11 protein-coding genes and 1 tRNA gene are annotated in these 10,390 nt (G+C 42.6%); 1 reads left to right on the top strand and 11 read right to left on the bottom strand.

Going from position 1 to position 10,390, the window contains the following annotated elements:
- Positions 1–185: 185 nt before the first annotated feature.
- Positions 186–320 carry a hypothetical protein gene (locus tag QUB35_RS23615; RefSeq protein WP_333144126.1) on the bottom strand — a complete coding sequence of 45 codons (135 nt, stop codon included), beginning with the start codon at positions 318–320 and terminating at the stop codon, positions 186–188.
- A 264-nt stretch (positions 321–584) separates the two neighbouring features.
- Between QUB35_RS23615 and QUB35_RS23610 the strand changes: the two genes are divergently transcribed.
- On the top strand, positions 585–1,313 hold the full coding sequence (locus tag QUB35_RS23610; RefSeq protein ID WP_333144125.1) for a hypothetical protein: 729 nt from the start codon (positions 585–587) through the stop codon (positions 1,311–1,313).
- A gap of 220 nt (positions 1,314–1,533) precedes the next feature.
- Here QUB35_RS23610 and QUB35_RS23605 read toward each other — a convergent pair whose 3' ends face one another.
- From QUB35_RS23605 to QUB35_RS23560, 10 genes are all read right to left on the bottom strand, one after another.
- Positions 1,534–2,310 carry a nucleotidyltransferase domain-containing protein gene (locus QUB35_RS23605; protein WP_333144124.1) on the bottom strand — a complete coding sequence of 259 codons (777 nt, stop codon included), beginning with the start codon at positions 2,308–2,310 and terminating at the stop codon, positions 1,534–1,536.
- A gap of 72 nt (positions 2,311–2,382) precedes the next feature.
- The gene (locus tag QUB35_RS23600) at positions 2,383–3,333 is read right to left on the bottom strand and encodes a DNA polymerase beta superfamily protein (RefSeq protein ID WP_333144123.1); all 951 of its coding nucleotides are present in this window, start codon (positions 3,331–3,333) and stop codon (positions 2,383–2,385) included.
- Between the two features lie 173 nt (positions 3,334–3,506).
- Entirely contained in the window at positions 3,507–4,118 is a 612-nt protein-coding gene (locus QUB35_RS23595) for a hypothetical protein (protein WP_333144122.1), read from the bottom strand.
- Positions 4,119–4,124: 6 nt separating this feature from the next.
- Positions 4,125–4,529, bottom strand: a complete 405-nt coding sequence (locus QUB35_RS23590; protein ID WP_333144121.1) for a hypothetical protein — start codon at positions 4,527–4,529, stop codon at positions 4,125–4,127.
- Positions 4,530–4,533: 4 nt separating this feature from the next.
- Positions 4,534–5,334 (bottom strand): TIGR04255 family protein, encoded by an 801-nt coding sequence (locus QUB35_RS23585; RefSeq protein ID WP_333144120.1) that lies wholly within the window; start codon positions 5,332–5,334, stop codon positions 4,534–4,536.
- A 127-nt stretch (positions 5,335–5,461) separates the two neighbouring features.
- Positions 5,462–5,533 (bottom strand) — tRNA-Val (locus QUB35_RS23580).
- A 125-nt stretch (positions 5,534–5,658) separates the two neighbouring features.
- Positions 5,659–5,871 (bottom strand): DUF2839 domain-containing protein, encoded by a 213-nt coding sequence (locus QUB35_RS23575; RefSeq protein WP_333063857.1) that lies wholly within the window; start codon positions 5,869–5,871, stop codon positions 5,659–5,661.
- 45 nt (positions 5,872–5,916) lie between these two features.
- Positions 5,917–7,155 (bottom strand): transposase, encoded by a 1,239-nt coding sequence (locus QUB35_RS23570; protein ID WP_333144119.1) that lies wholly within the window; start codon positions 7,153–7,155, stop codon positions 5,917–5,919.
- Positions 7,156–7,261: 106 nt separating this feature from the next.
- Positions 7,262–8,770 (bottom strand): helicase C-terminal domain-containing protein, encoded by a 1,509-nt coding sequence (locus tag QUB35_RS23565; protein ID WP_333144118.1) that lies wholly within the window; start codon positions 8,768–8,770, stop codon positions 7,262–7,264.
- Positions 8,771–8,792: 22 nt separating this feature from the next.
- Positions 8,793–10,322 carry a pentapeptide repeat-containing protein gene (locus tag QUB35_RS23560; protein WP_333144117.1) on the bottom strand — a complete coding sequence of 510 codons (1,530 nt, stop codon included), beginning with the start codon at positions 10,320–10,322 and terminating at the stop codon, positions 8,793–8,795.
- Positions 10,323–10,390 lie beyond the last annotated feature (68 nt).

Below are 10,390 nucleotides of genomic sequence, written 5' to 3'. Positions count from 1 at the left end.
TTGCACACGCGGAGCATTCAAACCAGTCAAAGTCTTTCTATGTAAAGGTTTTAGGCTTTTTCAGCAAGCCCTAAGTAAAGCAGCAAAAACTTAGGAAATAAGCAATTGACTGAAAGCTAATTGACTTTGACAAGTAAATATTTTGTTCTCGCTGGGGGGAGTCTAGGTTAACCAATGGCGGCGAATCACTCGATCGCGATCAACCTGTTATTTCCTCTCATAGTTGTCACTCTCAATTGAGATGCGATCGCCTTTGATGACAGAAATTCTCTGTACTGAGGAATCTCCGCTTCTTGAAACCGAGTTTTTCTGGCAGACATCGATCGAATTTAGATATCGACTCAACCGTAGTAAGGATTTTAGCTTCATTTTGGGAGATATCTAATTTACATATCAGGAAACAAAAAGTTTTTTATATAGCCACAATAAAATTAAGGGCGATCGATGTCTGTTAAATTCCTTAATCCTACGATACTCTTACGGCAAAAAAAGAGGATTTTTACCAGGATGAGTCTTTTTTTCTGTATATCTACCCAAAAAAGATTTTCTTTGATAAGATTACCTTAAACTCAGGTTAAAAAAACATGAAATTCCAAATTTCCCTAACTCCTGGGGCTGTAACCCAGTTCCTGCTTCGAGTGGTGGTCTGTCTAGTTTTACTATCTTTCTTAGGTCAGATGACTTTGTATTTCTTGCCGGATTACCCGTCTAGAGACTTCTTGGCAAACGGATTCAACGTTGATTACGAGAGGAACATTCCAACCTTATACTCATTTTTGGCATTGCTGTTCAGTTCTCTCTTGCTGGGTGCGATCGCCCATGCGAAAAATTTGGATAGTTGTCGCTACAAGCATCACTGGACAATTTTATCCTTCATCTTTTTATATCTATCTTTAGACGAAGTGAGTCAATGGCACGAAAAGCTTGCTAACCCGATGCGAAGCCTGGTAAATACTACAGGATTTCTTTACTTTAATTGGGTTGTGCCGATGGGTTTTCTAGTAGCGATATTTCTCTTATCCTACAGTAAGTTTCTGTTCCACCTTCCGGTTGCTACAAAAAAATTGTTTGTTGCAGCAACCGCTCTTTATATTGGAGGAGCCATCGGAATGGAAATGCTAGCGGGATACATAGTTTATACAACGGGACCGGAGAGGAATCTATCCTACGTGATAGTAACGACCCTTGAAGAGTTTTTAGAAATGCTGGGAATCGTTGTATTTATCCACGCCTTGATTTCATATATCAAGACATATTTAGGCGGCGTAAGTTGGAATATTTACATACCAGGAAAAAACACAGAAGTTACCTAGAATCAAACTATGGGTATAGCGGCCCTTAACGAACCAGCAAACAGAAAGCTATCCAAGTAAATCACTTGAAAGCGGGTTTGATGGACGAAAATACTGTATTCAGGTCTTTAATCAGGATAAAAAACCAGGTTTCTTTGGTACTGATGCGTCCTGGACTGGAAGTGCTACGCTCTTCGGCGCACCTACGACTAATATGTAGGGTGCTTGCTGCACCAAACGACTAATTAGACGTGGAGCAGCTTAGAGATGAAATCCTCACCTTTACCAGAAAATCGTTAAGAGCCACCTTTGCATTAGGATTTGACGGCAAATGACTTGTAAAACTTGCTTCTTCTAATATATTAATTAGCCGATCGCGCTCTTGCTGATAAAATTCAATATCTGTATCTTCCAGCACTGATTTTTCCTCCCCGCCCAGCTTTCTAGCAATCAAATCAGGAATATACGACAACTGGAATTTCTGGTTAAGTTTCACCAAATTCGCCTCGACTTCCCCCGTTTGCATCAAGTGAATCCCAGCCAGCAACACCCGATAAACGTACAGCAGCGGCTTAACCCGACGCGGGCGTTCTTTCTCAAACAGTTTCCATTGAGTTTTAGCAAAACCGAGATAGTGGTGGCTGTGGTGCTTGGTAATGCAGTTTGAGGCGAGATCCTTTAATTCCTCGTGTTCCTTTGTAGTGTAAACTATTAGCGGCGAATACAGTTGTTCCAACACGTAGCCGTTCCGCTTCAACAGCAACTCAAAAAATTTCTTGATGTCGTGAGTTACTAAATCGAGTTGCATTCCCTCCCGAACTTCCGAAACTTCGATTGTTTCTTCGGCAGAAATCAGTCCAATTACTTTCGGTAGCGGTAAAATGTGTACTCCCCGCAAATCAAAGTCAGAATCTGCGGAAGCAAAGCCGTATAAGTGCGAACCGCTGACAGTCGCAAACAGCAGCGGGTAAGGTCGAACTGAAATAATTTTAGCGAGATTAGAGATGTATTCTATCATCTTTTTCTTCAGTCCGCGTAGGCGGACTTTGTTTGTATAGAAGCGATTTCAATCGCCGATTCAATCGCCGATTCAATTCCCGATTTCGATCGCACCTCTACGAGATTTAATCAAAAACAGATTCGCTTTCTCGTAATTAGGACGTTCCGGTAAGGAAGTTGCAGCAAAAGCGCGATCGAACTCACCGTGCAAACTCAACCGCCAGCGATTCACCTCATCCCAGGATATTTCTTGGTTGCGGATAGATAAAAGTTGCGATCGATAATCCTGCACCCGAACTGGTACAAACCCCTCCTTGAGCACCGTAATTCCTGACAGCAACAAGCGAATTAAGTGCATCGCGTGCTTCCAACGAATTTCCCCGGTATTGCGGAGGTCTTGCTCCATTTTTTTAAATTGAGACAAAACGTAGCTATTGTAAGTTTGATAAACCAATTGAGAAAGAAAGATTTCCCTAATTTCGAGCAATTCTTGTGCTACAGGAGAAACAGTTTCTACTAAAGGCGTGTACAAACATTCTAGCACATTTGGATTAGCTTTTAGTGCCAAAACTAGAAACTTTTGCAGTTCCCAATAGCATTCCTGATTTTCCTTGTTTTCCAATTGTTCTGGAATGCCGTAAAGCGACCAATGAAGTATTGCCGGCGGCAGGTAAATCCCGCGTCTGTCTGTATCGGATTGCTCGTTATCAAGACCGTAGGCTCTCGAACCAAGAATGCAGCGGTAAATTACAGAATCATAGAGGTTGTATTCTGCAAGAAAATCTCCTCCTGAATGCAATCCTTCGCTCTGAAACTGCTTGCGGATACTGAGTTCGTGCCGCCGCAGACTAACTTGTGTTCCGTCTGGGAGTTTGACTAAATATGCGTGGGAATTGTCCGTAGGCGATTGAACGATGACGCCTACTAATCCCGGTTTCCAAGGTTGGTCGCTGGCGGGGTTCTTGACCTCGATTCTGGTGACAATTTGGGTTCCTGCGGGTAGGATTAAGTTGAAATTTTGAGGAATATTGGCATTTGCCATGAGGAAACCTCCTGCGGGGGCACGAGCTACAATGTTAGTGTAGCATATTTGTAATACAAAACTCAATCGAGAATTTATAGCAATTCGGAAAAGGACAGCTACATACAGAATTCTGTTTAGCGAAAAAGCAAAAAGTTCTCTAATTTTATCGCTGCTTAATTTTTCGCTTTAGCTTATACCCCCTTTTCACTTTCATGTTGTGCAGGAAGTGCTACACGCCCATGAAAGTCATGATAACGATGTGAAAAGTCTTCTAAATATGGACTTTCAAGCACAGCACGTCGTTTAGCAAAATTATTATTTATTTGATGGTATAAGAAATCAGCATCTATCGCAAAAATTTTTTTAAAATCTACTGTTAATTCTGGTATTCCTTCCTGAGATGATTCACGTTCTAGAGGTATTTTTTCCAAAAAATGGTATTGCTGATAACGATTAGATTTAACTAAATTCCAATCTGCTGAATTTAGCTGAACTGTTTTGTTGGAGCGAATTTCTTGAGCTGTATATACTTGACAAAAAAGTATAGAGTTTAATAACTTATTAGGTTTATCTCGATTTTGCCTAGCGCTATAGTCCCAATCTAAATCACAGTTTTGAGTAACAATAATTGCATAAGGATGAACAATAGGTTTAAACTGAATTTGATCGAGGTACGGAATTTGATCGAGGTTTGGAGAAGATTCACTTGGAACTGGTTTAATCTGTATAAGTCCAGTCAGAATTTCCCCTTGTCTAAGAGCCTCTGTGTCATTCGAGGCTCTGTAAATCCAAGGTTTACGCATGGTTAGCTACTCAAAATCTAGGACTAAAGGTGGTCTGACTTCGCTAGGTAATACGCTACCAGTAAGTAATCCTAATTCTTGAGGTAAGGTAGTTTGTCCTAAATCAGACCGACAGTCACTATAATATTCCACCATTTGTTCAAGCACGTCAGATGCTTCTTGCAATCCTTCTGGAGTCTTAGCAAAAAGCAGATTGAGTAGCGTTAAGCACTTAACCCAAGCGATCGTGTTTTGATTGAATTGACCAAACCATTCACCACTAATAGGTGGTTCGATGGAAACTTCGATTTTTAAGCTAGGAGTAGCAGATGCTAATGTGTGCCGATACTGCGTCTGAGCAGGAGTGGGTAAAACTTCATACCTTTGTCCAATTATATTTTTGCTTTGAGTACCACCAGTTGTTACGTGCATAGGATTATATTGGTTGAGGTCGCATTGCTCTGTGCAACTCTTCCGTGATACCCCAGCGGAAGAGATTTCTGGCTGTATGGTTGTAGTTATCGAGTATTTTCCAGGCATTTTCACTCCTTTCTACTTTATCCTCAGTAAAAAAATCAGTATCTAATAAATAAGCTGTTTCATCTATACCTCTTTCTGTGTCCCTAACGTTAACAAGCCCATGATTAAAATTAACTTGACCGAATTCAGTTTTTAGCTGTAAATTTTTAACAAAGTTTAGAATTGAATCTGCTACTTCTGGTGTATACAGTTCAGAAGCAATATGTTGCGGTATTAATTCATGCCACTCTTTGTCTTTGATATTTAGTTTTGACCTAATAATTAAATCACGATATCTTAGTCCTGTTCGTGAATAAAAAGAGGGATTATATATTTTTTCAAAAATTTCTACAGCGCGTTTAAATTTATCAATAAAATTTTCATATCTTTCATACTTTGTCGTAGCAAACGTTATAGAGTTTTTGTCTAAAGATATCTGGCAACTCAAGTCTTCTGACTTAAATTGATAAGTCAAGTCAATTGAAGTCAAGTCACTGGTAAAATTAGAGGTAAATTGGGTTAAAAGATTAGATAGCTCAACCGGAATCTGCAAATTTCTAGAACTTTCAAAAATTGGGTATTCAAACCTTATACTATCTTGAAAGTCTACAGGCTGTTGGCTGGCAATTTTCAGGATAGTTGGAAATCTAAGTTGAGCAATAACCTCAATTAGGGGGCTGTCCTCATAAATTACTCTTTCATAGTTTGGGAGCTTCATTTTTTCAAAGTATCCATTACCAGTTTGAAGAGCGTCTATTACTCTAGCTTAACTTACTTCCCAACAGAATTACATTCAGGATAGATGCCCTCGCCTTTTCCGAATCCAATTTTACAACTTAAAAATATGGGCAATACAGGATTTGAACCTGTGACCCCTTCCGTGTGAAGGAAGTGCGCTACCACTGTGCTAATTGCCCGCAGATAATTACTATACCATACCAAGTCCAAATTAGCAACTAAATTTTTCCTAAAAATTCAGCCGCTGGTTTCCGAGTTAAACTCGACACAATGCCAAGAAAACAGGCATTTGTCGAGTCTGGCATCAGTTAACCTGCCACCAACCCGCCGAGGGGCCGACAAACCGCACTACAATCCACCAAGCCACCAAAAGACTAATCCCCATCCAGCTTCCGCGACTTGTCCACTTCACAAAATCTTCGCTTTGGGTTTTCGTGATTGGCAGCCAGGGAACGATGCGTTCTTCTTTTCCGTATTCGTCGCCGATCGACTCTTTGCGACGCTTAGCTTCACCCATAATCTTTGTCTACTAAATTAGATTTCAACTGGATAGTTACAGGTTTTATAGGCAAATATTACACTTGCCTCGGACAACCATTTTGTAAGGTGTGACCCTCACCGGACGTACTACCACGCCCTGTATTCCCTCGGCAAAAGCGTTGGGAAATGCTTTTTTGACAATGTTAGCGCTGCCATTGACATCGGCATTAATCAGTCTGCCGTCACCAGCACGAAACAACCCTCGCTTAATGCGTTTACCTTTATACTCCGAATGCTTGACACAAGGTTCATTATCTAAAAAAGAACACTTTGAAGTGTAACTTTCTTCAATAACCTTCACAACGATTCCTGCTAACTGCGCTTTATAAGTTAGCATTTCAATAAACCTTGCATGAGGTATGGCTACGAAGTTCTGATTATTCCGCTTGCCGAGATTTATTCCCTGTTTCCAGTTATCGTTTTTACCAATCACCAGTGTCCCGATTCGGTTAGCTGCCAGATGATTGATGATGAATCGACTTGCATTATGCAGGTAATTATCTACTTTTACATGCCGCTTGTGAGTTAATTGTTCAATTTTGATTGATGTCTTTCTTTCCCCCTTCAAGTAGGACTGAAACACTGTCTTATTTTTGTGATAGTAAGCATTGATTGATTTGAGGGGTTTGCCATTTATTATCAGCGGAACCAACCCTTTTTGAGTGGATGTAATTGTCGCTAAATTATTGAGCCCCATATCAATTCCTGCTATCCCTTCTCTACCTGATGATGATTGACTTACATCCTTGGGTTCATAAACTACCTCCATCGAGTAATGGTAAGTTTTTGGGACGATTCTGACTTGATTTACGACCCTAACTTTAGTAGTCAGAAATATCTGGCTTTTCGAGAGATTGATAATTCCTTTCTTGAGCCATTCTTTACTGATGGCTTGAGCGGTGTAAGTCAGGACATTTCTGCCTAATGTTTTGTGTTTGTATCTGGGTATTTTTGGTCGGGCTTTGAATTTCTCTGGATGGATGGCATATTCCTTGGTAGCTTCAAAAAATGATTTCCAGCTTTCATTTAATCTCAATAATACTTGCTGAGATACTTTGGCTGGTAATGCTAGATAGTCAGTCGTTCCCTGACATAGTTTCTGTATTTTGTAATAGTCGAGGTATTCTCCTGAGATAATAAATTTTTGTCTGATTAGGTAGTTAGCGTAGTTGAAAAGATTCTTCGAGAGAAAGCACAAATTATCTAGCTGCTTGTATAGCCAGTGGGTTCGATCGATAATGTGCTTTTCAACTAGCTGCATTGTTGTACCGTCATTTTGACTATTCTATACTAGAAATGGCTATTAATGGCCATAAAGTCAATAAAGTTTTACAATACCTAACCAAATTATACGCCAACAGGTCATCTCAAGCCTGCGTCAGCCAAGTCGTATCCAAATAATCAATCCTCGCAAAAGGACTCAAGGCCACTAAAACCTGCTGTCCATAACTGCGGTGAATCACCCTGCTGTCGAAAATCGCCACCACCCCTTGACGTTCTCGCACCGGCGCGATCGCCCGTTGCAACTCATTCAGCGCCGCCGGCAGCAAATACAACCGAAACCAATCCTTGCGCCGTTCCTTATAATAAGCCACACGCGCCGTCACCAAAGGATTCTCCAAAGAAGGTAGCGGCAAAGTTGCGATCGCCAGCAAGTGAGGCGCCCTCAATTCCCCCTGATGTTCCCGCCAAAACTCCCACCCTGTCACCAAAATCGCATTCTCGCCCACATCAGTCTTTTCTACCTGCACCCGAGAACCGAACTCAGAAGCCAAAATCGCCGCCAGCCGAGCCCTCAGCGGTACATCACCAACAATCAGCACCGTTAAACCCGCCACCGACGCGCTCATCAACAGCAAAGTCCGAATTTCTTCCATTAAAACACCCTGAAATTCCGGCGTATTTGGCAGCGGCAGCCAGTTGGGAATGTACAGTTGAATTAATTCGCTTTGTCGATCGGGCGAAAACTTAACGCTCGTCAATTCTGGCAGTCCCAGCATTTGCCGGAAGATCGGAGCCTTCGGTTCCACATCCACCGCCCCCCCAATCAACACCACAGGCTGAGAATCCCAAATTTTGCTCAAAACCTCAGCCACCTGAACCGGCGCGCAGAACAGAGAAAATGAGCCAGCCTCCCGATTAATTTGCGCCCACCGCAATTTTCCGTCTCCTTCCCACCGCTGCCAAAAATTGCTCCAAGCAGCCGGAATCAGCGAATTCGGCTCGATTTTTTCAAACAGCCCCTTCAAAATATTTTGCTCTGCGGTTTCCAGCAAATAGCACTCCTCTGGTTTCGCCGGATGCTGAAAGAAAGCCCGCGTTAGCAGTACCCGCCCTTGGAGGATTGCATCGGCTTCCAAAGGCTGAGATTGCATTAAATCATTCCAGTCAGCAGGTTGCAAGCCCGCCGTCAATTGCTGGCGCGTCCAAACTTCCAAGTCATCCACACCGTCGATAATTGTCGGAATATTGCTGTGAAGTTCCGAATTCCCCGCCAAGCGAGCCGCCAGCCAAGACTCGGGATCGGCTAGCATCAATCCTCGTCCAGTGGCATTATCGGAATAAGTCTCGATCAGCTTATCAGTTTCCAACCACTCTTGCAAACGCGGAATTTCCACTCCTCTCAAATGCTCGATCAGCCGTGTCGGCGCCACCAAAATCACAGGCTCCGGCCACATCAAAATCGGCATCAAATAGCTGACTCGATACCGCTGTCGGTAAGCTCCAGCGGGAAGCCCCGTTTGGATCAGAGCGCTGCGCCCCAAGCGCAAAGCCCGCGCCACGAGCCGCGCCATCGTTAAATGGTGGGGCCAGTGCGGCTCGGAGTTCGATCGCAGGAAGCGGAGCAATGAGTTGTGGACTTCTACCTCAATCAATCGGTTTTAAAATTGACATTTCTCACTCAAGATAATCAAAACTGGCCAGAAAATCAACTACTTTTTGACCGAGAGGCAAACTGAATTTACTCTCCTGATGAGTTGCACCTCCCTTCCCAAAATTCCCGTGAGAATTCACCATCAAACTCTCCTGTCCCGAACTAATTAAAATAGTTTGGGTAGGTGACTCAAAAAACTTTGTGGGCTGACTAAGCCGTGATATATTAGAGAGCAAATTTATCAACTCATTTAACTTATTTGTAGCTGTACTCAATGCTTGACGCAACTGCACTATTCGTTTTTCATCCAAATTTTGACTTTCAATATTTTTGCCGATAACCATAATATTTCTCTGAGTTTGTACAGCATCCTTAAAAGGAAGAATCGCTAAAAAAGCTGCTGGCAATAAATGCTCATCGCTCTCAAATCTAAAAGTTAGAGTTGTGCGGCGGTAGCCGACTTCAATATTAGGAGGAAAAATCATGGCCCGGTAATGCCGAGCTATTTCGCTGTAAACTGTTGCTAAAGTGCTGTTTGCTGAGTAGTCTAAAAGTGCGTCAACCACAATTTGCACTAACCCCGGCGTGTGACTTAAAAATTTTATCGATTCTGACGGCGAATGAAATTGTTGAATCTGAGTGCGATCGCCAGCGGGGCTGAGGTCAACCCACTGGCAAGTAATATCATCTGCAATGATGCCACATCGAGGAACCAAATGCAGTTTTGCTCCTGTTAAAGTTGCTCCCCTCAAATCAGCGCCCACCCAATCTGCATTAATCAAATTTGTTTCTGTCAAATCAGCGTGAACCAAACTAGCACTTGCTAAATTAGTATTTCTTAAATCTGCTCCGTTAAGGTTAGCTCCGTTCAATTTAGCACAGCTCAGATCGGCGCCGTTGAGGTTAGCTCCCGTCAAATCAGCCCATTTGAGGTTAGCTCCGCTCAAATTGGCACTGCTGAGATTCACCTGTTGCAAAGAAGCTTGTCTCATATCGGCATTGCTCAAATTGACGCCGCTAAGTTCTGCTTTCGTCAAATCTGCGCCATGTAAGTTAGCTTCTTGAAAGTTAGCTGAAGCAGCCGAAGCACCTCTGAGATTTGCACCGGAAAGATTAGCACCGCACAGGTTAGCTTCCGTCAGTTTTACCTCTCTTAAATCTGCTTCAGTCAGGTTTGCACCGCTGAAGTTAGTTTTGCTGAGTTCGCAGCGGACTAATTCGCATCTAATCAGGGATGCTCGGATTAATTGAGCTGCACTTAAATCGGCTCTGACTAAGTTTGCTACGTTGAGAGTCGCCCCGTTTAAGATTGCCCGCGACAGGTTGGTACTGCTGAGTCTAGCCACATTCAAGTTAGCGTCGCTCAAGTTAGCGTCGCTCAAGTTAGCGCCGCTGAGGTTGGTGACAAATAAGCTAGCCCGCCTTAAAATTGATTGGCTGAGGTTGATGCGGCTGAGATTAGCTTCATTCAGGTTCATTCCTGTGAAATCTCTGTCGCCTTCTGTGTATCTCTTGACGAGTGCAAATCGTTTGAGCAGTTCTTCAGCTTCCATTTTTTTACCTAACTGAAAGGGCAATTGGCTAACTTTTATAGGGCATGAATAGAAATTATTTCAAATTA

Source organism: Microcoleus sp. B13-B6 (genome assembly GCF_036705405.1).
Taxonomy (GTDB): Bacteria; Cyanobacteriota; Cyanobacteriia; order Cyanobacteriales; family Microcoleaceae; genus Microcoleus.
Note: the sequence above shows the minus strand (reverse complement) of the source record. Positions and strands in the feature narration are given on the sequence as shown.

What these genes read in the sequence shown, in the direction of transcription:
- QUB35_RS23615 (WP_333144126.1), bottom strand. Translation starts at nt 320, where the DNA reads ATGTCTGCCAGAAAAACTCGGTTTCAAGAAGCGGAGATTCCTCAGTAC.
- QUB35_RS23610 (WP_333144125.1), top strand. Translation starts at nt 585, where the DNA reads ATGAAATTCCAAATTTCCCTAACTCCTGGGGCTGTAACCCAGTTCCTG.
- QUB35_RS23605 (WP_333144124.1), bottom strand. Translation starts at nt 2,310, where the DNA reads ATGATAGAATACATCTCTAATCTCGCTAAAATTATTTCAGTTCGACCT.
- QUB35_RS23600 (WP_333144123.1), bottom strand. Translation starts at nt 3,333, where the DNA reads ATGGCAAATGCCAATATTCCTCAAAATTTCAACTTAATCCTACCCGCA.
- QUB35_RS23595 (WP_333144122.1), bottom strand. Translation starts at nt 4,118, where the DNA reads ATGCGTAAACCTTGGATTTACAGAGCCTCGAATGACACAGAGGCTCTT.
- QUB35_RS23590 (WP_333144121.1), bottom strand. Translation starts at nt 4,529, where the DNA reads ATGCACGTAACAACTGGTGGTACTCAAAGCAAAAATATAATTGGACAA.
- QUB35_RS23585 (WP_333144120.1), bottom strand. Translation starts at nt 5,334, where the DNA reads ATGAAGCTCCCAAACTATGAAAGAGTAATTTATGAGGACAGCCCCCTA.
- QUB35_RS23575 (WP_333063857.1), bottom strand. Translation starts at nt 5,871, where the DNA reads ATGGGTGAAGCTAAGCGTCGCAAAGAGTCGATCGGCGACGAATACGGA.
- QUB35_RS23570 (WP_333144119.1), bottom strand. Translation starts at nt 7,155, where the DNA reads ATGCAGCTAGTTGAAAAGCACATTATCGATCGAACCCACTGGCTATAC.
- QUB35_RS23560 (WP_333144117.1), bottom strand. Translation starts at nt 10,322, where the DNA reads ATGGAAGCTGAAGAACTGCTCAAACGATTTGCACTCGTCAAGAGATAC.